Origin of the sequence: Coleofasciculus sp. G1-WW12-02, assembly GCF_040219735.1 — a bacterium.
GTDB lineage: Bacteria > Cyanobacteriota > Cyanobacteriia > Cyanobacteriales > Coleofasciculaceae > Coleofasciculus.
In genome coordinates this window covers 1-23,835 of the sequence record NZ_JAVJRX010000076.1, presented here as the reverse complement: position 1 = coordinate 23,835, position 23,835 = coordinate 1, and the positions used below count along the sequence as shown (strand labels likewise).

23 protein-coding genes, 2 pseudogenes and 1 CRISPR repeat array are annotated in these 23,835 nt (G+C 45.6%); of the genes and pseudogenes, 15 read left to right on the top strand and 10 right to left on the bottom strand.

Annotation, left to right across the window (positions count from 1 at the left end; genetic code table 11):
- Nucleotide 1: 1 nt before the first annotated feature.
- From arsB to RID09_RS13085, 6 genes and pseudogenes are all read left to right on the top strand, one after another.
- Nucleotides 2-1,150: an ACR3 family arsenite efflux transporter gene (arsB, locus tag RID09_RS13110; RefSeq protein ID WP_446336376.1), complete on the top strand. Its 1,149-nt coding sequence runs from the start codon at nucleotides 2-4 to the stop codon at nucleotides 1,148-1,150.
- A 121-nt stretch (nucleotides 1,151-1,271) separates the two neighbouring features.
- A complete protein-coding gene (arsC, locus tag RID09_RS13105; protein ID WP_446336375.1) occupies nucleotides 1,272-1,667 on the top strand; it encodes an arsenate reductase, glutathione/glutaredoxin type in 396 nt (131 codons plus the stop codon).
- A 282-nt stretch (nucleotides 1,668-1,949) separates the two neighbouring features.
- Nucleotides 1,950-2,258 (top strand): annotated as a pseudogene (locus RID09_RS13100) (heavy metal-responsive transcriptional regulator); the annotation flags it as partial.
- Nucleotides 2,259-2,411: 153 nt separating this feature from the next.
- Nucleotides 2,412-2,654: a thioredoxin family protein gene (locus tag RID09_RS13095; protein ID WP_446336422.1), complete on the top strand. Its 243-nt coding sequence runs from the start codon at nucleotides 2,412-2,414 to the stop codon at nucleotides 2,652-2,654.
- A 70-nt stretch (nucleotides 2,655-2,724) separates the two neighbouring features.
- Entirely contained in the window at nucleotides 2,725-3,720 is a 996-nt protein-coding gene (locus tag RID09_RS13090) for a permease (protein WP_446336374.1), read from the top strand.
- 603 nt (nucleotides 3,721-4,323) lie between these two features.
- A CRISPR array of direct repeats spans nucleotides 4,324-5,151; the repeat unit is 37 nt; unit sequence GTTTCAATCCCTGATAGGGATTCAGGGGAATTCCAAG.
- A gap of 357 nt (nucleotides 5,152-5,508) precedes the next feature.
- Nucleotides 5,509-5,793 (top strand): hypothetical protein, encoded by a 285-nt coding sequence (locus tag RID09_RS13085; protein ID WP_446336373.1) that lies wholly within the window; start codon nucleotides 5,509-5,511, stop codon nucleotides 5,791-5,793.
- Here the strand turns inward: RID09_RS13085 and RID09_RS13080 are convergent.
- Both RID09_RS13080 and RID09_RS13075 read right to left on the bottom strand, forming a co-directional pair.
- Nucleotides 5,782-5,994 carry a hypothetical protein gene (locus RID09_RS13080; RefSeq protein WP_446336372.1) on the bottom strand — a complete coding sequence of 71 codons (213 nt, stop codon included), beginning with the start codon at nucleotides 5,992-5,994 and terminating at the stop codon, nucleotides 5,782-5,784. The genes RID09_RS13085 and RID09_RS13080 overlap by 12 nt on opposite strands.
- Complete coding sequence (locus tag RID09_RS13075; RefSeq protein WP_446336371.1) at nucleotides 5,975-6,424, bottom strand: PIN domain-containing protein; 450 nt, start codon at nucleotides 6,422-6,424, stop codon at nucleotides 5,975-5,977. The genes RID09_RS13080 and RID09_RS13075 overlap by 20 nt, the downstream gene beginning before the upstream one ends.
- A gap of 286 nt (nucleotides 6,425-6,710) precedes the next feature.
- Between RID09_RS13075 and RID09_RS13070 the strand changes: the two genes are divergently transcribed.
- Nucleotides 6,711-7,496 (top strand): DUF6816 family protein, encoded by a 786-nt coding sequence (locus RID09_RS13070; protein WP_446336370.1) that lies wholly within the window; start codon nucleotides 6,711-6,713, stop codon nucleotides 7,494-7,496.
- Nucleotides 7,497-7,552: 56 nt separating this feature from the next.
- On the opposite strand, the gene RID09_RS13065 is transcribed toward RID09_RS13070, so the two are convergent.
- Nucleotides 7,553-7,723, bottom strand: coding sequence for a hypothetical protein (locus RID09_RS13065; RefSeq protein WP_446336369.1), 171 nt, complete (start codon nucleotides 7,721-7,723; stop codon nucleotides 7,553-7,555).
- Nucleotides 7,724-8,163: 440 nt separating this feature from the next.
- Between RID09_RS13065 and arsS the strand changes: the two genes are divergently transcribed.
- The 3 genes from arsS to RID09_RS13050 all read left to right on the top strand — a co-directional run bounded on the left by arsS (nucleotide 8,164) and on the right by RID09_RS13050 (nucleotide 12,861).
- Complete coding sequence (arsS, locus tag RID09_RS13060) at nucleotides 8,164-9,159, top strand: arsenosugar biosynthesis radical SAM (seleno)protein ArsS (RefSeq protein WP_446336368.1); 996 nt, start codon at nucleotides 8,164-8,166, stop codon at nucleotides 9,157-9,159.
- A gap of 433 nt (nucleotides 9,160-9,592) precedes the next feature.
- Entirely contained in the window at nucleotides 9,593-10,345 is a 753-nt protein-coding gene (locus tag RID09_RS13055; RefSeq protein WP_446336367.1) for a TVP38/TMEM64 family protein, read from the top strand.
- A 119-nt stretch (nucleotides 10,346-10,464) separates the two neighbouring features.
- Nucleotides 10,465-12,861, top strand: coding sequence for a CPBP family glutamic-type intramembrane protease (locus RID09_RS13050; RefSeq protein ID WP_446336366.1), 2,397 nt, complete (start codon nucleotides 10,465-10,467; stop codon nucleotides 12,859-12,861).
- 39 nt (nucleotides 12,862-12,900) lie between these two features.
- Here the strand turns inward: RID09_RS13050 and RID09_RS13045 are convergent, their stop codons facing one another.
- Nucleotides 12,901-13,791: a DNA cytosine methyltransferase gene (locus tag RID09_RS13045; RefSeq protein ID WP_446336365.1), complete on the bottom strand. Its 891-nt coding sequence runs from the start codon at nucleotides 13,789-13,791 to the stop codon at nucleotides 12,901-12,903.
- 128 nt (nucleotides 13,792-13,919) lie between these two features.
- Here RID09_RS13045 and RID09_RS13040 point away from each other — a divergent pair, with 128 nt between their 5' ends.
- Complete coding sequence (locus tag RID09_RS13040; protein WP_446336364.1) at nucleotides 13,920-14,162, top strand: helix-turn-helix domain-containing protein; 243 nt, start codon at nucleotides 13,920-13,922, stop codon at nucleotides 14,160-14,162.
- Nucleotides 14,162-14,956, top strand: coding sequence for an HNH endonuclease (locus tag RID09_RS13035; protein ID WP_446336363.1), 795 nt, complete (start codon nucleotides 14,162-14,164; stop codon nucleotides 14,954-14,956). Before RID09_RS13040 ends, RID09_RS13035 begins: the two co-directional genes overlap by 1 nt.
- A 238-nt stretch (nucleotides 14,957-15,194) precedes the next feature.
- Here the strand turns inward: RID09_RS13035 and RID09_RS13030 are convergent, their stop codons facing one another.
- The 6 genes and pseudogenes from RID09_RS13030 to RID09_RS13005 form a co-directional block, all read right to left on the bottom strand.
- Nucleotides 15,195-17,279, bottom strand: a complete 2,085-nt coding sequence (locus RID09_RS13030) for a thioredoxin domain-containing protein (protein ID WP_446336362.1) — start codon at nucleotides 17,277-17,279, stop codon at nucleotides 15,195-15,197.
- 446 nt (nucleotides 17,280-17,725) lie between these two features.
- Nucleotides 17,726-18,067, bottom strand: a complete 342-nt coding sequence (locus tag RID09_RS13025) for a DUF5615 family PIN-like protein (protein WP_446336361.1) — start codon at nucleotides 18,065-18,067, stop codon at nucleotides 17,726-17,728.
- Nucleotides 18,068-18,070: 3 nt separating this feature from the next.
- A complete protein-coding gene (locus RID09_RS13020) occupies nucleotides 18,071-18,397 on the bottom strand; it encodes a DUF433 domain-containing protein (RefSeq protein WP_446336360.1) in 327 nt (108 codons plus the stop codon).
- 170 nt (nucleotides 18,398-18,567) lie between these two features.
- Nucleotides 18,568-19,062: pseudogene (gene mutT, locus RID09_RS13015) on the bottom strand (8-oxo-dGTP diphosphatase MutT); the annotation flags it as partial.
- 149 nt (nucleotides 19,063-19,211) lie between these two features.
- A complete protein-coding gene (locus RID09_RS13010) occupies nucleotides 19,212-19,547 on the bottom strand; it encodes a DUF760 domain-containing protein (RefSeq protein ID WP_446336359.1) in 336 nt (111 codons plus the stop codon).
- 125 nt (nucleotides 19,548-19,672) lie between these two features.
- Nucleotides 19,673-20,632 (bottom strand): RNA polymerase sigma factor, RpoD/SigA family, encoded by a 960-nt coding sequence (locus RID09_RS13005; RefSeq protein WP_446336358.1) that lies wholly within the window; start codon nucleotides 20,630-20,632, stop codon nucleotides 19,673-19,675.
- A 487-nt stretch (nucleotides 20,633-21,119) separates the two neighbouring features.
- On the opposite strand from RID09_RS13005, the gene RID09_RS13000 reads away from it, so the two are divergent.
- The 3 genes from RID09_RS13000 to cysC all read left to right on the top strand — a co-directional run bounded on the left by RID09_RS13000 (nucleotide 21,120) and on the right by cysC (nucleotide 23,642).
- The gene (locus tag RID09_RS13000) at nucleotides 21,120-21,758 is read left to right on the top strand and encodes a histidine phosphatase family protein (protein ID WP_446336357.1); all 639 of its coding nucleotides are present in this window, start codon (nucleotides 21,120-21,122) and stop codon (nucleotides 21,756-21,758) included.
- Between the two features lie 12 nt (nucleotides 21,759-21,770).
- The gene (locus RID09_RS12995) at nucleotides 21,771-22,811 is read left to right on the top strand and encodes a glucokinase (RefSeq protein WP_446336356.1); all 1,041 of its coding nucleotides are present in this window, start codon (nucleotides 21,771-21,773) and stop codon (nucleotides 22,809-22,811) included.
- 276 nt (nucleotides 22,812-23,087) lie between these two features.
- Complete coding sequence (gene cysC / locus RID09_RS12990) at nucleotides 23,088-23,642, top strand: adenylyl-sulfate kinase (RefSeq protein WP_446336355.1); 555 nt, start codon at nucleotides 23,088-23,090, stop codon at nucleotides 23,640-23,642.
- Nucleotides 23,643-23,835 lie beyond the last annotated feature (193 nt).

Below are 23,835 nucleotides of genomic sequence, written 5' to 3'. Positions count from 1 at the left end.
TATGAGTACTAATTCATCTCACGCCACACCATCACCACCCCAAGTTGGGGGTCAACTTAGTTTCTTTGAAAAATATCTCACCGTTTGGGTAGTACTCTGCATCATTGTGGGTATCGCCTTGGGCAAATTATTTCCCGGTGTGGCAGTAACACTGGATGCCATGAGTGTTTATCAGGTATCCATTCCTATCGCCATCTGCCTGTTTTTCATGATGTATCCGATTATGGTGAAAATTGATTTCACCCAAGCGAAGCGGGCAGTGCGTGCGCCAAAACCCGTGATTTTAACTCTGGTGGTGAATTGGTTAATTAAACCCTTCACCATGGTTGCCTTTGCCCAGTTTTTCCTGGGTTGGCTATTTCAGCCTTTGCTATCGGAAACTGAGATCATTCGCGGGGCGGAAGTTACTTGGGCAAATTCTTACATTGCTGGGGCAATTTTATTAGGAATTGCCCCTTGTACGGCGATGGTATTGATGTGGGGGTATTTGTCTTATAGTAATCAAGGACATACCTTGGTGATGGTGGCGGTGAATTCACTTGCCATGTTGTTTCTGTATGCGCCGTTAGGACGGTGGTTATTAGCGGCGAATGATTTAACGGTACCGTGGCAAACGATTGTGTTATCGGTATTGATTTATGTGGGGTTGCCTTTAGCGGCGGGGATGTATAGTCGGTATTGGATTTTTAAACACAAAGGCAAGGAGTGGTTTGAACGGAGATTTCTTAAGTATTTGAGTCCGATTTCGATTACGGCGCTTTTAATTACGTTGGTGCTGTTATTTGCCTTTAAGGGAGAACTGATTATTAATAACCCGCTGCACATTTTGCTGATTGCTGTACCGCTGTTTATTCAGACGAATTTTATCTTTTTTATCACCTATGTGGCGGCGTTGAAGATGAATTTAGCTTATGAAGATGCGGCACCTGCGGCGTTAATTGGGGCGAGTAATCATTTTGAGGTGGCAATTGCGACGGCGGTGATGTTGTTTGGTTTGAATTCGGGGGCGGCGTTGGCGACGGTTGTCGGGGTGTTAATTGAAGTTCCTGTGATGTTGATGTTGGTGGAGTTTTGTAAACGAACGGCGATGTGGTTTCCACGGGAACCGGAAAAGGCAACATTGCGTGATCCGCGTTGTGTTGCGCCTTGATTGGGGGGTTGGGGAGTTGGGTTTTTTAACGCAGAGGACGCAGAGGTTTACGCAGAGGTACGCAGAGGAATTGAGTAGTGTTGAATGAGAGTTTTATGGGGAGAAATATGGGAGTATGGTGATGAAATCTATTATGTTTGTTTGTAAGCAAAATTCTTGTCGTTCCCAAATGGCAGAAGGATTTGCTCGCACATTAGGAGCGGGAAAAATTGCGGTGACGAGTTCGGGTTTGCAGGGGTCTGAGGTGAATCCTACGGCGGTTGAGGTGATGGCGGAAGTTGGGATTGATATTAGTGAGCAAGTGTCTCAGCCGTTAAGTGATTTTAAGGCTGAAGATTATAATGCGGTGATTTCTCTGTGTGGGTGTGGGGTAAATTTGCCTGAATCTTGGGTATTGCGGGAGGTGTTTCAGGATTGGCAATTGGATGATCCGGCGGGTGAACCGATAGAGACGTTTCGGCGAGTACGAGATGAGATTAAGGAGCGAGTTGTTCAGTTAATTGATGCATTGGGTTAAGTCACTCCCTTTTTGTTTGCCATGGCGACTAGAAGTCACTGCTACACAAACAAAGTCCGCCTGCGCGGACTGAATTACAGCGCGATGGCGCGTAAGTGAGGCTGTACCTCATCAACCACCAAATCTGCTGTATCAAAGGGGTAGTTAATCCGGATGGGTTATGAACCCTCCCCGATGCGGGGATGGGCTTTTTGGGGCAATATTTTCTGACTAGGGCTTGACCTTATACCTAGGTATAAGGTTTATGATTAAGGCAGTGGATTCTGAATGAGTTGAGGCAATATGCTTCAAGTTGGTGAAGTGGCGCGTAAGTTGGGACTTAATCCCCAAACCCTTTACTTTTATGAACGGATTGGATTGATTCCGAGTCCGAAACGTACAGAGGCTGGATATCGCTTGTTTGATAACCAGGATATTGAACGGTTGTCCTTTATTAGTCGGGCTAAGGCGTTAGGTTTAAGCTTAGACGAAATTAAAGAATTACTGGTATTGCAAGATGGAGAGTCTCTGTCTTGTGGTGAAGTTTATCAGATGTTGCTGAAAAAAGTTCAGCAAATTGAAGACAATATCCAGCAGTTACAACGGCTACGAACAGAATTATTGCCTTTGCTCAATCGTTGTCAAGAAAATGCTCAACGGTTGGGGGAAGAACGCCAGTGTATTGTCTTCAAGGATGTTGGTTTTAAGGGTGAAGACAATTCTGATAAATTTGAGTACGATGCAAACTATGATGAGGCTTTAATTATGGATACGCTTACGGTAGAAATTCTGGGAACGGGTTGTAAAAAATGCCATCAATTAGAGGAAAATGCCCGAAGTGCGATCGCGTCTTTGGGTATTGAGGCTGAAGTCCTCCATATTACTGACCCTGTGGAGATTGCGAAACGGAGTGTTATGTCTACTCCAGCCTTAGCTGTCAATGGCAAAGTGGTGAGTAAGGGAAAGGTGATGTCGCCAGAACAAATTAAACCGTTGTTGCAGTTTTAGAGGGGTTTTGGCAGGGGTCAATTTAAGTTAATACCTTCTCCGTTTCTCGTTTCCAGCTAAAGGATAAGTTATGTTTGATGTATTTTATCCCTTTGATTGGTTAGCTGCCCAAATTGTTACTAAAGTTTTGGGGTTATCGTTGCATTCGTCTCTGGGGTCAGCGCTACATTTCTTTTTCTACGATGTCCCTAAAGTGCTGACTCTATTAATCGTGATTAGTTTTATAGTGGGAACGGTGCAAACCTTTCTCGACCCGCAAAAGATTCGCTACTGGATTAGTGGCAAGCGGACGATTTTTGGCAATGGTTTAGCGGCAACAATTGGCATTGTCACGCCTTTTTGTTCCTGTTCCGCCGTGCCCTTATTTATTGGGTTTTTAGAGGCGGGTGTGCCTTTGGGAGTCACGTTTTCCTATCTGATTGCGGCACCGATGGTGAATGAAGTCGCGGTTATTTTATTATGGGGACTGTTTGGGCTAAAGGCAACGGTGATCTATATAGCCTTTGGGGTGGGATTAGCGATCGCGGCGGGTTATATTATTGGGATGCTACACCTGGAAAAGTGGGTGGAACCCTTTGTCTGGGCGTTGCAGAAGTCTCGCCAAGGGTCAGATTGTGATCGGGATCAGGGCGATGATATGGAACTGACTTGGAAAGAACGATGGGAACAGGGTTATTATTCGGCGAGTGAAATTGTTAAGTCTGTCTGGCTTTATGTGGTGGGTGGAATTGCGATTGGGGCGGGAATTCATGGGTATGTTCCTGCCGATATTATTACACAGTGGGCGGGGGCGGGGAATCCTTTGGCGGTGCCGATCGCGGTGGTGATGGGGGTGCCGCTGTATGCTAATATTGCTGGGGTTTTACCGATTACTGAGGCGTTGGTGAATAAAGGGTTGCCTTTGGGGACGGTTCTATCGTTTACAATGGCGGTTACGGCGTTATCGTTGCCAGAAATGGTGATTCTCAGGAAGGTGTTGCAGCCTGAGTTATTGGCTGTCTTTATTGCGTTGATGACGATGGGAATTATTGGGGTTGGCTATCTTTTTAATGTTTTGTTGATGTGAATTTAGGCGATAGGGGATTGTTCACTTGATTAATGTATTCGGTTAAGGGTATTTGTAGGGGCTCTTTCATTGCCCATCCGTGTCAACTTAAGGTAAAAAGCACGACTGGCAAGCATTTCACCCTCATCCCCTAACCCCTTCTCCCACCCCCCTCGTTCCCCCCTACGAAGAGGGGGGATGACAGAGGATGCTTCGCTTTTTTTTCATGGGAGAAGGGGAATTGGAACAATCAAGGATGAAAAATGTAGGTGGCTACGCCTGCAATATAACACCTTTCTTGCTCCCCTCTCCCCTCATTCCCCCCTTTCAAAGGGGGGCTAGGGGGGATGGAGAGGGGCTGGGGGTGAGGGGTTTTCCGCTTAAGTTGACACCAATGGGCAATGAAAGAGCCCTTACCATTAATCTGAAGTTCCCCCATTCAGATGTACTACACCCAGGCTAAAGCCTTACACCATAAGGGTTTGAGCGCTCAATACCCTCAAATCGTACCCATGTAGGGCGCGTCAAAAATCGCTGAAAGCCGCACGGTGAGGCAGTTTTGATTTTTTGGTTGGGGGAACTTCAGATTAATTAATTGGGAATTTTGATTTGTCATGGATAAGGGGTTCAATCCCTGATAGGGATTCAGGGGAATTCCAAGCAACCGATCCATCAGCAGATCGTTGGGCTTCCATGTTTCAATCCCTGATAGGGATTCAGGGGAATTCCAAGTTGCCCATGAACAACCACGCGATCGCCCGATAGCAGGCGGTTTCAATCCCTGATAGGGATTCAGGGGAATTCCAAGTTCCCTTGCAAGTAAAGAGATATGATCTTTTTTTCTGTTTCAATCCCTGATAGGGATTCAGGGGAATTCCAAGCAAGGCAAAAGCCATAAAGCCTAACCCTGAATACGTTTCAATCCCTGATAGGGATTCAGGGGAATTCCAAGTTACGATCCTTCATGCCCCAGGAGGGGGATTCAAGTTTCAATCCCTGATAGGGATTCAGGGGAATTCCAAGATTAGGGTGCAAATCTTTATAGTTGATCCCTAACTGTTTCAATCCCTGATAGGGATTCAGGGGAATTCCAAGGTTGGCGATCGCGTTTGTCGTACCAATAGCAAGGGTGTTTCAATCCCTGATAGGGATTCAGGGGAATTCCAAGCAAAGACTTGAAGGGGAAGCCTTTCCATCGTCTGTTTCAATCCCTGATAGGGATTCAGGGGAATTCCAAGTCTCTATCCTCATCTACTTCAGCAAAAAATTGCTGTTTCAATCCCTGATAGGGATTCAGGGGAATTCCAAGGCCAGTTTCAATAGAGTTTGTGCGTCCCAATTTAGTTTCAATCCCTGATAGGGATTCAGGGGAATTCCAAGACTAGAATCATTCCGCTGCGATCGGGCACCCATTCGTTTCAATCCCTGATAGGGATTCAGGGGAATTCCAAGGGCAGCCTCTCAGAACCTATACTGTATTTAGTTTTCAAGGTACAATGGCGACTGGCTGATATAACTATAGCATTTCAGCCATCGCCTTTGACAAGTCCCCTGGAACAAAATAGGCTCAAATCCTTTATCCATAAGCCTTTCAGACTTGGCGACCGCCCCTAAATAATAAAATAGGCGGCAAACCCTGACGGGATTTGGGATACAGCCTCAAATTTTGACTCGTCGGAAAAAACACCCACAGGTGGTCGCATCTAGACCGAGAAATTGGCATGATTGGGTAAAGGTTCACTGGCGAGGTATCCTACTGTGAGAGCGTTCTCTCTTGTTAACCTACACCCCTCGAAGGTCAATTCAGTTGTGGCGATTCTTCCCAGACTCATAGGATTGGGCTTAATCCTAGTCTACTGCTTTTGCACAAATCCAGCACAAGCCGGACAATTATCCGATCGCGTGGCGCAATTCCCCAATTGGCAAACTAAACCCCCGGTGATAGCGGCGACTGGGGATTTGGTTTACCCCGAGAGGACGAATTTGTTCATGTTAATAATACGCAAACGCACACTGGGGGGTTATTTTTGCCGCGCTGGTCTAGAATGTTCCCAACCAATACTTTCGCCGGATCAAGCCACCCTATTTCAATGAATCTTGATAGGCTTTTATTTTTTCGTATAAACTAGCAACAGTTTCTTGTTCAAAAAGCTTGTCTTTGTGCTTAAGATAATTTCCTTCTCCTAGTTTGCAAGCTGCTACGAAACGCGCTAACTTAGCGGGTTCTAGATGTGAAATCAATACGTCTAAGCCATCTTGCAAAGCTTGTTGATCGTTAATTACCTTGATTGTCATCTTCTATTTCCAAAATAAAGTCAACTGGATTAAGAGTTTTTAGGGGTAATCCCTGACAGCGATTAATTAATCGCTTGTCACAGGTGATAAAGTAATCGCTATTGGCGGCTTCTGCACAGGCAACATGGAGCGAATCAATCGCTTTAATTACTTGCTGTTCTAGTTGTTCTGCTCTTTGCCGGATTGTTTCATCAACCTGTTGTCGGGTTGTCGCCATTTGTAGATACCGATTCATGGCTTGCTGTTTAATCTGAAAAGGATTAAGGCTATTTTCATAGTCTAGAACTGAAGAACTAACCAAGTTTATTAATTGGGCTTCCGCCATTTGCAAAATGAGAATAACAGCTTGTGTCTCTAAAAAAATCTTGGGTTGTGTTTGGTCATCGAAGGGGCGATTGTAAACGCTTGTGTCTAGGTAAACCCTGTTCATGAGACAATATCTAACAGTTTCTCTAATTGTTTGACTCTAGTTTCACCGGATAAGAATTTTTGGAGTAGGGTATCGCAGATCGTGGCGAAGGTGCGATTGTCGGCAACCTAATCATATTAAGTGTAGCATTTCAGCCTTCGCTTTTAACTCGTCGGAAAAAACACCCACAGGTAGTCGCATCTAGACCGAGAAATTGACAGGATTGGGTAGAGGTTCACTGACGAGGTATCCTACTGTGAGAGCGTTCTCTCTTGTTAACCGATACCGAGCAAAGGTCAATTCAGTTGTGGCGATTCTTCCCAGACTCATAGGATTGGGCTTAATCCTAGTCTACTGCTTTTGGACAAATCCAGCACAAGCCGGACAATTAGCCGATCGCGTGGCGCAATTCCCCAATTGGCAAACTAAACCCCCGGTGATGGCGGCGACTGGGGATTTAGTTTATCCCGATTGGATGGAGGGAACCTGGAATGTTACCAGCACCCTCGTCGAACAAATTGCACCCTTAGCGCCAGAAGTGATAACACCGGGGATGAAGAGTAATCGCCGCTATTTAAATCAGCCGATGCAGTTTCGGGTACGGTTTGAACGGGTTGATCAGGTGCAATCTAAATCTCGCGATCGCATTATACCCCTTCCCCGACAAAGGGAATCCGGCGTTGTTGCTGATCGAGAATTCAATGGCTTAAATATCGCCCAAGCTTATCTAGGCGATGGCGCTATTCGTTCGGTGAAGGTAGATCCCGCCTCTGTGAATCGGCAAATCACCGAATTGCGATCGGGACGCCAAATTATCTCTATTGTGACAGATCGAAACACAGAAACCCCCAGCCGCGATCGCTTTATTGCTACAGAAGTAACTAATCAATACTTTCGCGGTACAAACCAACCCTATTTAAATCAGGTGGAAACCACAACCGCTTATCATCAATTACCTTCACCCGATTCCGGAATTGAAGCATGGCAAATCACCGCCATCTACCTTTCCCCTCAAGATCCTGATTATTTTAAAGCTTTAGATAAACCCGTCGCCTTGTATCGGTATCGACTCCAGTTAGAACCCATACAATAGTTATAGTCAGACACCATGACATCAAAGTACAGCGCGGAACTTCTCGCCAAATCCAGTTAAAAATCCCACATTCCCATTAAAGTTCCCGGATTAGCAGATGAGGTAATCCACCGACAAGCTAATTTTTTTTTCCTCAGAGGCGTCACATCCATCAAGAAGGGTTTGGTGGTTAATTGCGAACCATTATAAATCGTCTCTTGGCGGGCTTGCTCTTTCACTCCTTTCATTCTTTGGCTCCTGAGTTAATGGCATAAAGTAACCTCAGCTTAACTTCTTTGCCAAGCTTCTTGGTGAAGCCAGAATGAAGGTTGAAGTCAAAAATGTAAAGCTATTATTTTGTCTTTGGAAAGATTATTGATCCTAAATCCGATGAAGTCACCCCCTAGGTCTTTTTTCCTAGTAGAGACGCGCCATGGCGCGTCTCTACAACTCCGGCGGAATGTCTCTACCATAAGATGTGTCCTAACCGCTATGGCGGTTGCTATAGTCAGCGCTTGTTTTATTAACTTTTTCAGTCTAAATTAAGCCGATTTTCAGCAAAAACTCATTGAACTCCTGTTTAATTGCTCCAGAATCAAACTAAATGATTTATTATAGACCCAGCCAGCCGAGATGGGTTTGGCTAGCTAGATACTGAAGTCAAGATGTATTTCCCGGAATTCAACCAATGACACAGACAGCCACATTCGCCGTAACACCGTTTAACCAAAAACTAAGGACACCTTTAACCAAAAATCAAATTACTGTTGTTCAAATTAATCTGGGAAAACGCTGTAATCTAGCCTGTACCCATTGTCATGTAGAAGCGGGACCCAAACGCACTGAAGAACTTACCCCCGAAATCTGTAACCAACTCATCCAACTAATTCATCGCTTTCCTCAAATCCAAACCATTGATTTAACAGGTGGCGCACCCGAAATGAATTATGGGTTTAAACCCTTAGTTGAAGCGGCGCGTTCAACGGGAAAAGAAGTGATTGTCCGCTCAAATTTAACCATTTTCTTTGAACCGGGATTCCATGATTTGCCCGAATACTTTGCTCAGCATCAGGTGAGAGTTGTCGCCTCCCTTCCCTGCTATTTAGAAGAAAATGTGGATAAAATGCGGGGAAAAGGAGTCTATAATGATTCGATTCGGTCAATTCAACGGCTGAATCAATTGGGCTATGGAAAAAATCCCAACTTAATCCTGGATTTGGTCTATAACCCATCATTACCCGTGAGTGAAAACTTTTCCTTAACGCCGAATCAAGTTAAATTAGAGCAGGATTATAAACGGTTCCTTAAGGATAATTTTGATATTGACTTTAACCAGTTATTCACGATTACGAATTTACCCGTTGGCAGAACTAAGTTTTACCTGCAAAGGACAAAGCTATATACGCCTTACCTGAAGTTTCTGGAAGATAAGTTTAATCCGACTACGGTGGAACATTTGATGTGCCGTAACGAACTTTCCATTGATTATCGCGGAAATATTTACGACTGCGATTTTAATCAAATGGAAGAGATACCCGCCAAGTCTCGCACTGGGGAAGCTTTAACGGTGAATAAACTATTAGCCGCAGGAACATTAGATATCATTAACGAAATTCGTACCGCCTCCTATTGTTACGGTTGCACCGCTGGGTGTGGTTCCAGTTGTGGCGGTGCGCTGACTTAAGTTAAGTTTGTAATCATTCGTACAATTCACAAATTGACAATGGATAATGACCTCTCCTAAAAATAAGAGGATTGAAATTAAGGAAAATCTTTTTTAATTTCTTCGTAAATGAAGATGTCTTAGACCCAATTAATCAATTGTCAATTATCAATTATTAATTATCCATTGATAAGCAATTGAATGTAGGGGCGCAAAGCTTGCATCTGTGTCAACTTAAGTTTTGGGCTATTTACCCGCACCCATCGAACTGCTCCACCTTCATCCCCTAGCTCCCATCCCCCCTAGCCCCCCTTTGAAAGGGAAAAGGGGAAAAGGGGAAAAGGGGAAAAGGGGAAAAGGGGAAAAGGGGAAAAGGGAAAAGGGGAAAAGGGGAAAAGGGAAGAGGAGGTGTCATGCTTAGTCAATCGCCAACGGGTAAATTGAGGGAAATCAAATGGTTCAATTGTGCAAAAGCCGCTTTAATTCCAAGCTGAAAAGGGTACTAATGGGGGGTTTGGTTTTCCTTCTGATTATTACCACCCAATATTTGGACATACGGGAACTTATACCCACCTCATTACTTTGGGTAGAAAGCCTCGGTGTCTTAGCCCCCATTGTGTATATGATCATCTACAACTTAGGCACAATGCTGTTTATACCAGGTTCCCTGTTGACAATAAAAGGAGGTTACTTGTTTGGCGTAGTTTGGGGTTCCATCTATGTGATAATCGCGGCAACGTTTGGAGCTATCGGTGCTTTCCTGATTGGACGTTACCTATCGCGGGATTGGGTTTGCCAACAGATTGAAAGTCATCCCAAATTTAAAGCGATTAATCAAGCTGTGCAGAAAGAAGGATGGAAAATTGTCCTGCTGACTCGCCTTTCTCCTCTGTTTCCTTTCAACCTAATCAATTATGCGTTTGGTGTTACCCAAGTTTCCCTCCGAGACTATGTTTTGGGTTCTATTGGTATGGTTCCAGCTACCGTGGTATACGTTTACATCGGTTCCCTGGGTAGGGATTTAGCCACAATTCATAATTCCAATCAACCCACTACGACAGAAACTCAAATTGCCCAGTGGGGGATTCGGATCATTGGCTTAATGGCTACGATTGCCGTAACGTTCTACATAACACATCTTGCCCAGAAAGCGTTAAATGAAACTGTTGTCCAGGAAGAAACACACCCCGCGCTAAATCAGAAATAAACTGTAGTTAATGTGTTTTAATTGTAGTAAAAGTTAATCCTTGACCAAACAAGCTGCAACTAGAAGTAGGGAATGCAGGCTACAATTTAGTCAGAGGGCGATCGCGGGGTGGAGCGGACATGAGAAAGTCTGACGGGTTGGTTTTAATAGCCTTAGGAATAATCTGTGCGATCGCGGTGATCTGTTTTCACCCGAAACCCCAACCTGCTATTCCCCAGGAACCCAATTACGCCCTGAGTCAGCCAACGGGCAATCAATCGTCTTTTTATCCCCTTGAACAAGATATTGATCCGACATTGTATCACTCCGTCGGTGATTGGGTAGGACGATTAATTTTGCCAAATCCTGAAGAAATACAAGCCAATTCAACCTCCGATTGGGTTTGGTTTCAAGTGTACAACGCCCCTACCACCGCCCAGGATTTAATTGGTGAGAAAGTGCGTCTCGAATGGCAGGAAACGCCCCAAATTAAAACCTATCTGGACGCTGTTACCACCGCTATCGAATTTAACCAAACTACCCGCAATAGCCAGAAAAATGGTAATATTCACCCCAATCGCCTGAATGGTTGGTCACAAGTGGGTCCATTGCAATCGTTGGCGGGAGCAAGACCTAAAAATGATGTGATTGTCCGCTTAGAGGAGGTGATTTGGGCGGAAAATAGGCTGAAAATTGCTCGTTCTCCGATTCAAGTCTCCGGGGGATTTTATGGTTTAGTGTCGATTGTCAGCACCCAGGGAGACGGGTTAAGGGTACGTCATTACAACCCCGAATCGGGCAGATTTGACGGTGTTGAAGAAGTCATTCACTTCCCTCAGCATTTGTTCTCAACACCACAACAGCTTGAAGCGTCGCCCGCAGGGGAGGCGGGGTGGTATATTTACGGGGCGAAGGATAAGCAGGGCATTTTTACTGTACAAGCCATTGCGCCGCGATCGCTGTTTCAATTGCAACCGGATCGGGTTATTTTAGGAGCAGATAAGCTGCCAAATTTGTGGGAGAATACAGGCGATCGCCAGGGAACTGTGGCGACAGTGTTAATTGATCCAGAGGCAAAAACTCAACCCGATGCTATTTCAGCTTGGCAAGAAGGCGATCGCGCTTTAATCTTACATCTGTTTGGTGGGATTGGCGGCGAAAATGGCGATCAACAGACGATTTGGGCGACGGTAACGGGTCACTTTTCGTTTGGCGTGGCTGAAATCATTCGTGATCCGTTTACCGATGAGTTGCGCTGGGAGATTGTGTATCAACAAGTTTATGCCCACAACCCTGACGGTATTATTGCCGCAAACGCGACGTGGGCAAATTATATGGGGGATTTACAACGGGGATGGTTGGGGAAACGCCCTGTAGTTGATGTTTTAATCAAACTCGAAGCCGTAACTCAAGACTATAACTTCGATGGCGTGATTCTCTCACCCTTGCAGGCGCTGCAGCAACAGTTAAACGTGATGATGTCCCGCTATCGCACAGGAGATGGAACCGGAAGTGCGATTGTCACCCCGGCTACGTCTTGCGTGCAGGATTCTAACCAAGCCTTGTATATTGCCATTGAGCAGATCAAGGAACAGGTGGCGACGACGCCTCAGATACAGGCTTGGCTACAGCAGCATCCCAATCATCCCCAAACCCAGCGATTTCAGGAGTTAGTGACGTTAGGGGAAGAACTAGAACAGAATTTAACACCCTTGGGGGTAGTGCGTTCTGACTGGAAGCACAACGCCGAAACATTGGCGGGTGTGGGCGATCGCTTTATGCAGGATAATCAGTTATTAGCCGGGATTTTGAGTTGGCGGACGATTATGCCCCGTCGAGGACAGGATATCATTGCTGATTTGTTGCTTGACAAAAATGCGAAACTGTGGGTGTTGCAAAGTTTTCAAGTCCCTGGGGGAGATGGGTCAATTTTCCCGGTTGCGCCAACGGTATTATTGGGAAATATTCCAGTTTTGTCAACACTGTTAACTCGCTTAGTTGCGGGATTAACCACACTACCGAGTGGGTGGGGGTGGCTAATTTGTGCTGTAATTGCCTTAGGGTATGCCGCGATCGCGATTCCCTTCGGTTTGATGACGGGTTTTTTACAATTCCGTTGGGATTTCAATGGGGTTCAGTTCTTTTTAACCTTGGTTTTCCCTGCATTTAGCGAAGAGTTAGTCTTTCGAGGGCTACTGCTTCCCAGTTTCCTGGAAAATGCATCGGCGGGGGCGTGGTTGTTTTGGTTGAGCCTGAGTACAATTTTGTTTATCCTGTATCATCCCTTGAACGCTCGTTATTTTTACCCTCACGGCTATCCAATGTTCCGGGATTGGAGATTTTTAGTCTTAGCGGGATTGTTAGGAATTGCCTGCGCGGTTAGTTATGGTGTGACGCGATCGCTTTGGTCTGCTGTTATTTTACACTGGCTAGCCGTGAATATTTGGCTATTTGTTTTCGGGGGAAAAGGCAAACTTCAAGTTATATCAAGTCCGGTAGCATCGGACTTGCATAGTGAGGAGAGGGTAGAAGGGTAATGCTTTTGGGCAAATATTAGACTAAACCTAAAATGACCATCACCAATCACCACTTCCCACACTCTCTAAAATTTGCCTTCCGAGCCATTCGCTGATTGGGGGGACAACGGCGTTGCCAAGGAGTCTCCCTCGACGACTGTCCATCCGGGGGGAAATCCCATGAGTAGCTCCCACTCTGTCCACGTCAAGTTTCTCGCCACAGAGTATTGGTCGGTCTGAATGACCGCCTTGATGTCTTCCAGTTTGGGCACGTAGCGTGGGGCAGATGCTTTTTGCCAGGGTGTACCCGAAGCCACCGCGACGTTGTACCACAAGCGGATGGTCTGCGAAAGTGCTTTGACGAAAATGGGATCGAGTTTTCGATTGGCTCGATTTTCGCGACGAAGTATCCCTAGACAATTCGCTGCTGTTAGTAAAGAAGTGATAGGCACATTCTGATCTAAAACTTGCGATAAAGAATACTCGGTCTCGGTTGTGGGGTAAGCCCGCATGGAGAGCGTTACACGATACCCATCCCCCCAAATACCCATTCGCTTCCAGCGTGTCGATAACTGTCTCAAGAGCGGTTCCTTGCTCCGCGCAGAGCAATCCCGGCACATTTTCCATGACCAACCACGTTGGCTGAACTTCTCTAACCAAGTCCATAAACCTGAAAAATAGCCCGCTTCGTTCTCCTGTAAGTCCTTTTCGCTCGGTGTTGGCATTGCTGAGGTCTTGGCAGGGCCATCCTGCACACCATAAATCAGAGGGAGGGATAGTTGTTGGATTGAGGGTTGAGATGTCGTCATGAAGGGGTACGTGGGGCCAATGGCGTTTCAGTATCTGTTGACAAAACGGATCTATCTCACATTGAAACACAACCTGCATACCTGCTCTTTCAAAGCCAAGATCAAAACCGCCAATACCTGCAAAAAACGAAGCAACACGCATGATGAAACTAGAGATAAAGCCTGATCGTGACGACCATCATAAATGATTGCTTTGCCAAAATCCACTGTAGACGAAAATCGTCTACGAATAATTTGATTACTCGGTAACATTTCGACCATGGGTTTGAAATGTTCACCGTGGAGAAAAAACAAAACATCAGCGGCTTGAGAATTCGTCAAGTCAGATTACAGCGTGGTTTAGACCAGGTTGAATTAGCAGCGGCTCTAAATGTCGATTACTGGGTCAAGCTGGAGCAATCCGATATTTCAGAAATTGAGCGTCAAGTGCGCTGTGTGAAAGACTATGAACTTAATGCCATCTCCGAAGTATTGGATATCAATCCGGTATGGTTACTGCGGGGGGATAAGTGATGGCTGCAAGTCGTAAACATCGAGGCAGACAAAAGTTTTTATCTCTTGCTCCTATTAGTAAAGCATATGTTCCAGGAAATGTGAGTCGGGAAGAATGGTTAGAAGAAGTATGTCAAAGTTTTGTGTCTCCCAGCAGAGCGAATAAATCGTATTATCGAGTTCTTTTAGAAGAACTGTGGCCCCCCGGACATGGTATTCCCGGACCTCTTATACGTGAAGAGCAGTTGAGAGAAGCTATTGAAAATTTCAGAAAAAGCCAACATTCAGGTCGCAAACCATACAAACCTTACGTCGATGTATTTCGGCGTCTGCGAGAACTCCAAGGAGAAGAAGGAATCACCGGAATTGGACGAGAAGGCAAAACCTATCAACTTGTCAGTTTAAGATTAAGTGAAAAAAGGGTTCCGCGAATCAAGTTATCTGATTTAGATTGGCAAAAAATTCTGGAACAATACAACCATAAATGTGCAGTTTGTGGTCGTTCTGAACCAGAGGTTAGATTTCAGCAGGATCATAAAATTCCTCGGGCTAGAAGTGGTGGCAATGAGGTGAACAATTTGCAACCTCTCTGTGATGAGTGTAACAACTTTAAGAGTACATCATGTCGTGGATGTCAGCTTGAGTGTAAACAGTGCAGTTGGGCATTTCCTGAACGTTTTGCTCCGCTTCTTTTATCTTCAAACAATATTTTAAAGTTGAGACAGTATGCCGCTATCACAAACTCAGATCCTCACGAATTACTGAATCAGGTTGTGAGTGAATTTTTGCAAAATAGGTCGGCTGAAGTTGAATAAACTGGCTGAAGCTAAAAAAATTCTAATTAGCATCTTTTGTCACAAGGGTAATGATAGTTTGGGAGGACACAGTCCTAGACATAGGACTTCTAAATAAGTTGTGAGAGATCCTGTTCCCTGGGGGTGCATATCAACGAGAGTAGGTTGGGTTGAGCAACGAAACCCAACTTATCCGGTTAGCTGGAATATTGCGTGCTTTCCCTAACATGATCCCGTTCCCTGTTCCCTTGAAAAATTACTATCCCCTCGTTTGACTTTTCTGGACTTGCGCCAATAATTGTTCCTGGGTATGAGCCGTGGGTTTACAACTGAGTCCCTGACAAACTAACCCAATCGCATCCTCCGGAAGACTGGTTTCTAATCGATACATGCTTGCCGGAAAATACTGAATCATTAGGGATAAAATCTGATCTGCGCTGGTGCGAATTAGGGTAGAATTGCGGAACCAATCGAGAGCCGTAAACAGACTGGGACAGGATTGGGGCGACTTATTCATCACACTCCCAAACGCATTGAGGGCAAGTTCTGCGCGATCTAGATAGGATAAATTTTCAGTGAGTAACGTCAGACGCACCAAATTCGCGATCGCGACTCCATTCGCCGCAGGTGTGGCATTATCGGTATAACTTCGTTCCCGTACCAATAAATCCCCACTACTATCATTAGCCGCGTTATAGTAGCCTGCGAGTTCTACACTCCACAGATATTCGTCAAATTCTTCTTGTACCTTGATCGCCTCCTCTAACCAGATATCAGGGATTGGCGATTGGGAAGACTCCTGTGTAGTGGCTAATCCTAGTGAAGCTTGATGCAAATCCAATAAGGCTTTAATAAATAAAGCATAATCTTCCGACTGTGCCAATACAGACGCTTGACCTTCGTAATTCAGCCTATGGAAACGCTGATCAACCCATTGATTCTCTAAAATAAATTTAGCTGCCGTTGTGGCTAATTCTAGGTATTCTGGTTTACGAAATACACCATGTGCCTGGGCTAAACCGGAAATCATCAGGCTATTCCATGCCACAATCATTTTCGTATCCGTAACTGGGGGAATACGACCTGACCAATTCCTAGTTTTTGCCTCCTGATTATTCTGGGCTGGGGGGAAGGTTTCTATCGTATTGGGTGGGGAACCATAACGGGCAGTAAACAGTTTAGCTAATGCCGTTTCTAAGGTATCACTTAACTGATCCGAGTAACGGCGCTGCAAAACATTTTGTCCTTCAAAATTGCCCTCAGACGTCACCGTAAATTGTTCTTGCAGTTCTGCCAATTCTTCAGCGGTGAGGAGTTGCTGCAATTCGGCATAACTCCAGACATAAAATGCCCCTTCCTCCGGTTCGACGGCGCTAGGTTCAGTAAAGCTATCAGCATCTTGAGCGGCGTAAAAATAACCTGAAGATGAGGTCATTTCCCTTGTCAGCCATTGCACTGTCCCCGATATTGCCCGTTCAAACGCGGCTTCCTTAATCCCCGCACTCCACAGATTTGCCAGATACTCGACAATCTGCCCATTATCGTAGAGCATTTTTTCAAAGTGGGGCACCGTCCAAGTGGCGTCTACGGTGTAGCGATGAAAACCGCCGGCGACGTGATCATAGATTCCCCCTTTGGCTAAGTCTAACCCACGCGATCGCGAAGCTTGGTAAGCATCAACGTCTGTCGTCTTGTCGAAGCGAATTCCCCGTAATGCTAAATCCGCATAAGGAATCATGGGAAAACTTGGTCCATAACTCCCACTAGCCACAATTTGGATAGTCTTGTCCATCCCTTGGTGGAGTAACTCAGCTGTGAGTTGTCCTGATGCGGGGAGGATAACCGACTGTTGCAGATGACCAAGAATTTCTGCTTTAAAGTTTTGCAGCTTCGTTTTTTCGACATCATAGAAGCGGCGAATTGCTTGTAATACCTGTAAAAAGCCCGGACGCCCATAGCGTGGTTCGACAGGGAAATAAGTACCACCGTAAAAGGGAACTCGATCATCTGGCGTCAGAAAGATATTTAGGGGCCAACCCCCTTGACCGGTCATCATCTGCAACGCCTGCATATAAATGCTATCAATATCCGGGCGTTCTTCGCGGTCTACCTTAATCGGTAAGAAATTAGCATTCATGTACTGCGCGATCGCTGGATCAGAAAAAGCTTCCCCTTCCATTACCGTACACCAGTGGCAGCTTGAGTAACCAATAGACAGGAAAATCGGCTTATTTTCTGCCTTGGCGGTGAATAACGCTTCATCACTCCAGGACCACCAATCGATAGGATTTTCCGCATGCTTACGCAGATAAAGGCTTTGGCATTGGGCAAGGCGATTGGTCATGACAACTCAACTGTGGTTACTCTAGATGCTCTCTGGTTTAGTTTATCGCGGTTTGCGGTTTTGTTCGTAGTTCGTAGTAAGGGATGCGAGCCCTTCCCGTTCGTAGTAAGGGCGCGAGTCACATCCCTTGTGCAACCGAAAAGCTAGTCGTGAAAGTGAACCCCTACACAGGCGATCTCTGATATAGTTTGCTGTATGTAACTTTACAATAACCTGAATTGGATTACAGAAATTTACTATGATTGAATAATCATAGTAAATTTCTTAAAACACTACTTAAAAAATAATCCCAAAAAGTAATCATAGGAAGCCAAGAGCAAATATTAAAAAAGCTTTTTGTGTAAGTTAATCAATTTAGTATTCAGGGTTACGATAACGAAAGTTGAAAATTAATGGGTATTCCGGACAAGCGTGTGCTAAAGTTTATAAAGAATAAAATTCTAGCTTCAACTGGCAGGACGCACGACACGAATTAACTTTCCCCGCAAAGGTTCCTCTCGTGTAACCGCTTCGTCTATCCGAATGGCAAACTGTTCCCAATTGCGATTGTTGGTACAAACAACAATGCCAAAATGATTAGGATCGAGACGATGCAGATGGATGAAATCATCTCGGTTGATTGTCAGAATTGCCCGCTCTTGAGAGATAGCAAACGCAAGCACGGCTTCATCGGGAATTCCTTGATTGGCATTACCCGCTTCCTGAGCCGTCAAAACGTTATGGTCTAAATTGCGTAATAACTCCACTACCGGGAAAGGAAATTGCTCATCGGCATAAAAACGTGCCATAAACTATGCCGCTTCGTTGCGTTGAATGGCGCATTCAATTTCATCAGGGTAGGCTTGTGCATAAGCCCAAGCATTGGCTATATCGGCGGCAGAAAGGGTTGGATAGCTCTTCAGGAGATCATAATCACTATATCCAAGGCGACAAGCTTCCACGAGAACCCAAATCGGAATTCGAGTATTGATGATACGAGCGTCTCCACCACAAACACCAGGAGTTTTCTCGATTCCTTGCCAAGTATTACCCAAGCTCTGAGCGAGTAGTTGAATGGCTTTTACCTTTTCAGACGGACTTAGGGCTAACAGATGTTGTTTTAGCTCTTTGAGAGTCATAGGAATGGCTTCCTTTTCCTTCTTGTTGTAGTGCTTCCTACTCTGAATTTTAATTAAATCATATTGAATAGTAATGATATCATGTCTGGTTAAACAAAAATGCCTGAAACCTTTGCTGTTAAAGCCTTGCAATTATGGGCAATCATCAGGATATGCTATGAATAGCTGAATTAGCCCTCAGCCTCTTGACGCAATGCCGCAATAATCTGACTATTAGCCTTGGGGAACGGAAACTGGTCAATTTCCTCTAGAGTTACCCAACGGATTTCATCACATTCTAAGGCTTGAGGAACACCAGACAGATGACGACAGTGATGAACCATCAACGTCACCCGAAAATGGCTATAGGCATGATCAACCGTGATTACGCGATCGCCTACCTCTACCTCAATGCCCAATTCTTCCTGAATTTCCCGCTTAATACAGTCTGTCACAGTTTCATCTGGCTCAATTTTGCCGCCAGGAAACTCCCATAATCCACCCAGTAACCCCTGAGCAGGGCGGCGGTCAATTAAAATTTGTCCTTGGTCATTCCGAATAACGGCAACACCAATGATTTTGTGAGGTAAGGGCGTAGAGGCTTCACGCATGGGTAACTTAGATGCAACACCTAGATTGTACGCCTGACAGTGAACCTGCCAAGGACAATGAGAACAATCGGGGTTTATGGCGCCTCTCGTGTGTAGGGGCTCTTTTCACGAGTATCTTTTCGGTTCTACAACAGATGTAACTCGCGCCCGCCCCGACTCAGAGGTCTACACTTCTAGGGAGGGGTTTTTCCCCTAGTTAAACCAATCATCCTTTACTTCAGGGCTTACTCTCTGCCGGAGGAATCGGTCTTTTGCAGAGACTTTTCAAACGTCATGCGTTGTTCAGCGTTGCGTAGAAAATAACCACTGACCATTGCTGAGGCTAATAAACGTCCGAGATTCTCGCGGCTAGTATTAATGGTGACATCAAAGTGGTCTGAAGGAATATTCCCCAACAATCCCATCACATTACGTTCGATGACCTGAAACACATCAGCCGATGTGGGTTTGGATAAATGGGAAACGGTTTCTGGACTCAGGGATTGTACGTACTCCCACAAAAGATTATTGTCTCCATTGCCGTCAAAAAATTCTGGTTCGCGATCAGATTGCTTGTTCACCGTTTACCTCCGAGCAATAGCTCTCTATCTGTCATTTAATTTAACAAGGGACTGTTGATCATCAGGTAGTTGGAACCGAACCTCACCTATTGGGTTGTCCCACAAAACATAAGACATAAGACAAACTAACTTACTGCAATATATTCGCGCATTTCAGCTTGGCGCTTGCGAAGCTTAGACAGGGCTTCCCGTTCAATTTGTCGGACTCGTTCACGGCTGATTTTGAGTTGATCGCCAATCTTGGCGAGTGTCATGGGTTGACCATCGACTAAACCAAAGCGTAGCATTAATACCTCACGTTGCTGCTCGCTCAAATCCGCCATCAGCTTCTCCAGATCGACTTGCATGGCTGAATAGGTGGCAAAATCTTCTGGCGAAGGTCCGCTGTCTTCGAGCAGTTCTCCGAGTTCCGTATCTTGATTATCGCCAACCCGTAGATCTAACGACAGAGGTTGACGCGCTTTCTCCAGGTACTCCCGGACTTGCTTTGGTGTCAGGTCTAATTCTGTCGCCAATTCCGATACGGTGGCTGCACGCCCTAGCTGCTGGGAGAGTTGGCGTTGGGCTTTTTTGATTTTGTTGAGCTTTTCTGTGATGTGGATCGGTAAGCGAATCGTTCGTCCTTTTTCTGCGATCGCACGGGTAATGGCTTGGCGAATCCACCAGTAGGCGTAGGTGGAGAAACGATACCCTTTGGTCGGGTCAAATTTTTCTACACCCCGTTGCATACCAATTGTACCTTCCTGAATTAAGTCCAGCAAGTCTACATTGCGCTTGATATACTTCTTCGCCACGGAAACCACCAGACGTAAATTGGCTTCTACCATTTTGCGCTTAGCGACTTGACCCGCCCTAATGCACGCTTGTAACTCAGTTTCCGATAGGGACGAGGCTTTCGCCCACTCACACAGCGTTGGTTCGTAACCCAATTGTTCAAACAGCGACTCCTTGATTTGCTCTAGGGCATTTAAACGCTGTACTTGTTTTCCGTATAATATCTCTTGCTCGTGGGTCAATAGAGGTACACGACCAATTTCTTGGAGGTAAGTCCGAACAAGGTCTGTAGAGGTCTGAGCAGTTTTCATAGCGATCGCTATATCATGAGTGAAGTTCAAGCAACTAAGCTCCTTTTCAGGAGGGTTCACCTCAGGCTTGGGTGAACGCTTCTCTATGAGAGAAATGTTAATTTTTATTTCAATAGGGGGAGAATAGATTGATTAGAAAACTCAAAACATGGATGAAGAGGGTAAGTCAAATCCCCCATCCATAATCCAACTTTAGGGCTGGCTATCCGATTTGTTTGTTTTTGCCTCTGCCTATTTCATAAGTTATCTGCCACAATCCAACACTTCGTTAAATATTGTAACATATCTTAATCAAAAGCCGTTCATCTAAAAAGGAAGACAGGGGTGCAGGGTTGTAGGGGCGGGTTTTACTGATAACGTTTTGGAGAAAACCTCTAACCTCACTAAACCCGCCCTTCTTAGAGAGCAAGAGCGCAGGTTCTTGATGTGCTATGGCGCTATGGCGAGCGGTTTTCCTGGATTTTTTGTATTATCGGTTATTTATATCATGACTCAAACCGTCTGGATTGCCCGACACGGAAATCGCCTCGACTTCGTTAACCCGGAGTGGTTTAACACAGCTCAACGTCCTTACGATCCCCCTTTATCGGAAGATGGCGTTGGTCAAGCACAGGAATTAGGTCAACGGTTAAGCGGTGAGACCATCAAGCATATTTTCGCCTCACCGTTTTTGCGAACGGTACAAACAGCGAACCAAATCGCTCAGATTCTGGACTTACCCATTAAGATAGAGGCGGGTTTGAGTGAATGGCTGAATCCGGAATGGATGCAAACGGAGCCAGAACGACTGTCTGTTGAGGAAATGCAAAAGCGCTTTCCCTGTATTGATTCGGGTTATACCTCCCGCGTCATCGCTCACTATCCAGAAACCAACGAGAAGGTGCTAGAACGCACCGCTCAAACAGCACGCCGACTGACCACAGAATTCACAGACGATATCTTATTAGTAGGTCATGGTGCCTCAGTCGTCGGTGCGACCTGGGGATTAGTTGGGGGTCAACCCGAAGTGAACGCGACTTTATGCTGTTTAGTCAAACTCGTGGGTCATGGGGAAAAATGGGTGATGGAACTCAACGGGGATACATCCCACCTCAGTCAAACTGAGAAGGTAATTCGATTTAATTAAAGTTAAGATTCTATGACATTAATACTGGCAGGAGATATCGGCGGGACTAAAACGATTTTGCGACTGGTGGAGGAAAAACACTCTCAATTGTTGCAGGTTCTCCATGAAACCCGTTATCCTAGCCGTGATTTCCCAGACTTAGTACCGATCGTCCAGAGGTTTCTATCGGAAGCGGGACAAAAGCTACAGCGGAAACTGACCATCGAAAAAGCCTGTTTTGCGATCGCAGGTCCTGTGGTCAATGATACCTCCAACCTGACCAATTTGGCGTGGGTACTGGACGCCAGACGCTTAGAGGAAGAACTCGCAATCGCCAAAGTCACTCTAATCAATGATTTTGCGGCGGTTGGTTACGGGATTCTCGGTTTAGACTCGGACGATGTATGTACTCTACAATCGGTTACTCCCCAATCCGAGGCGCCAATTGCGCTACTCGGTGCGGGTACAGGTTTAGGACAAGGATTTCTGATTCAGAACCAGGACAGGTATCAGGTTTTTCCCTCTGAGGGCGGACATGCTGATTTTGCCCCCCGCACTGAACTGGAGTTCCAACTTTTACAATATTTACGCGAGAAATACGATATCCAGCGCATTTCCGCTGAACGAGTCGTTTCCGGTCAAGGAATTGTTGCCATTTACCAGTTTTTGAGAGATCGGCAATTTGCCCACGAATCCCCAGAAATTGCCCAAGTTGTCAGAACCTGGGAACGAGAAATGGGACGCAGTGAGAAAAGCGTTGATCCGGCGGCGGAGATTTCTAAAGCGGCGTTGCACAAGAGCGATAGCCTCAGTGAACAGACTTTAAAAATGTTTGTGGAAGCCTATGGTGCTGAAGCGGGGAATCTGGCGATCAAACTCTTACCCTACGGTGGGCTATATATTGCTGGCGGGATTGCGGCTAAGATTTTGCCCTTGATGCAGGATGGTACTTTTGTGCGAACTTTTACTGAAAAAGGTCGGGTTAGTTCCCTGTTGGAAAAGGTTCCGGTTCATATTGTGACCAATCCCCAGGTTGGGCTAATTGGTGCAGCAATATGCGCCTCTCGATTATAAATTGCTCGAAACGTTTTCGGGTGTTGCGATCGCGGCGAAACCAGAGCAGCAGGAGAAGCCATGTATAGATGTGCCATGGCGCGTCTTTGATCAGGGGAAACTTGTGGCACAACAGAGTTAAACTATTGTCAAGTCCTGGACTTAGGTTAAAATCTAAGCCTGATCAGCAAACAATCTGTTATTCCAAAAAACAGAAGCTTGACGATTAGTGTTTCACCTGAGAAAACAGGATCAGTTGTACTTACAGTAGGTTTTAGGACAGCGACAGAAATAATTATGAATCAGCGCGGTGTAACAATATGGTTCACAGGTCTAAGTGGTGCGGGTAAAACTACGATTACCCAAGCATTAGCCAAAACCTTGCAAGACAAGGAATGTAAGCTAGAAGTGTTAGATGGCGACATCGTTCGCCAGAATCTTACCAAAGGATTGGGCTTTAGCAAAGAAGACCGCGACGAGAACATCCGTCGCATCGGTTTTGTATCCCACCTACTTACCCGCAATGGTGTAGTTGTTTTGGTATCGGCTATCTCGCCCTACCGTGAGATTCGAGAAGAGGTACGCCAAAAAATTGGTGATTTTTTAGAAGTTTACGTCAATGCTCCTCTGGCAACTTGTGAAGAACGAGATGTCAAAGGATTATATAAACGCGCCCGCGCTGGAGAAATTATAGGGTTTACCGGAATTGACGATCCTTACGAACCCCCCCTCAACCCAGAAGTGGAATGCCGTACTGATCAGGAAGAGTTATCGGAGAGTGTCGCCAAAGTGCTGCAAAAACTGGAAGAGTTGGGTTATCTACCAAAGCAGCTTGCTGCCGAAAGCGCTTAGAGACTAGTAAAAGAAGGCTCCAAGGCTCCAAGGCAGTAATGGGTATCTGCTTTTTAGCTTGCTTCGCCGGAAGCCCCGCACCATAGCGGTACACCGAAGAGGTGTCGGGATGGATAGGCGGTCAATCAAGGGGGTTCAATACCCTTTTGATTGACAATCTCCTAATAAGTTCAAGGGAGCAAGTCATTCTGAG

Coding starts and splice junctions, on each gene's coding strand:
- RID09_RS13035 (WP_446336363.1), top strand. CDS start 14,162: ATGGCTGCAAGTCGTAAACATCGAGGCAGACAAAAGTTTTTATCTCTT.
- RID09_RS13045 (WP_446336365.1), bottom strand. CDS start 13,791: ATGCGTGTTGCTTCGTTTTTTGCAGGTATTGGCGGTTTTGATCTTGGC.
- arsS (WP_446336368.1), top strand. CDS start 8,164: ATGACACAGACAGCCACATTCGCCGTAACACCGTTTAACCAAAAACTA.
- RID09_RS13075 (WP_446336371.1), bottom strand. CDS start 6,424: ATGAACAGGGTTTACCTAGACACAAGCGTTTACAATCGCCCCTTCGAT.
- RID09_RS13095 (WP_446336422.1), top strand. CDS start 2,412: ATGGATACGCTTACGGTAGAAATTCTGGGAACGGGTTGTAAAAAATGC.
- RID09_RS13025 (WP_446336361.1), bottom strand. CDS start 18,067: ATGGCACGTTTTTATGCCGATGAGCAATTTCCTTTCCCGGTAGTGGAG.
- arsC (WP_446336375.1), top strand. CDS start 1,272: ATGAAATCTATTATGTTTGTTTGTAAGCAAAATTCTTGTCGTTCCCAA.
- RID09_RS13020 (WP_446336360.1), bottom strand. CDS start 18,397: ATGACTCTCAAAGAGCTAAAACAACATCTGTTAGCCCTAAGTCCGTCT.
- RID09_RS13050 (WP_446336366.1), top strand. CDS start 10,465: ATGAGAAAGTCTGACGGGTTGGTTTTAATAGCCTTAGGAATAATCTGT.
- RID09_RS13090 (WP_446336374.1), top strand. CDS start 2,725: ATGTTTGATGTATTTTATCCCTTTGATTGGTTAGCTGCCCAAATTGTT.
- RID09_RS12995 (WP_446336356.1), top strand. CDS start 21,771: ATGACATTAATACTGGCAGGAGATATCGGCGGGACTAAAACGATTTTG.
- cysC (WP_446336355.1), top strand. CDS start 23,088: ATGAATCAGCGCGGTGTAACAATATGGTTCACAGGTCTAAGTGGTGCG.
- RID09_RS13055 (WP_446336367.1), top strand. CDS start 9,593: ATGGTTCAATTGTGCAAAAGCCGCTTTAATTCCAAGCTGAAAAGGGTA.
- RID09_RS13040 (WP_446336364.1), top strand. CDS start 13,920: ATGTTCACCGTGGAGAAAAAACAAAACATCAGCGGCTTGAGAATTCGT.
- RID09_RS13080 (WP_446336372.1), bottom strand. CDS start 5,994: ATGACAATCAAGGTAATTAACGATCAACAAGCTTTGCAAGATGGCTTA.
- RID09_RS13005 (WP_446336358.1), bottom strand. CDS start 20,632: ATGAAAACTGCTCAGACCTCTACAGACCTTGTTCGGACTTACCTCCAA.
- RID09_RS13065 (WP_446336369.1), bottom strand. CDS start 7,723: ATGAAAGGAGTGAAAGAGCAAGCCCGCCAAGAGACGATTTATAATGGT.
- RID09_RS13000 (WP_446336357.1), top strand. CDS start 21,120: ATGACTCAAACCGTCTGGATTGCCCGACACGGAAATCGCCTCGACTTC.
- arsB (WP_446336376.1), top strand. CDS start 2: ATGAGTACTAATTCATCTCACGCCACACCATCACCACCCCAAGTTGGG.
- RID09_RS13030 (WP_446336362.1), bottom strand. CDS start 17,279: ATGACCAATCGCCTTGCCCAATGCCAAAGCCTTTATCTGCGTAAGCAT.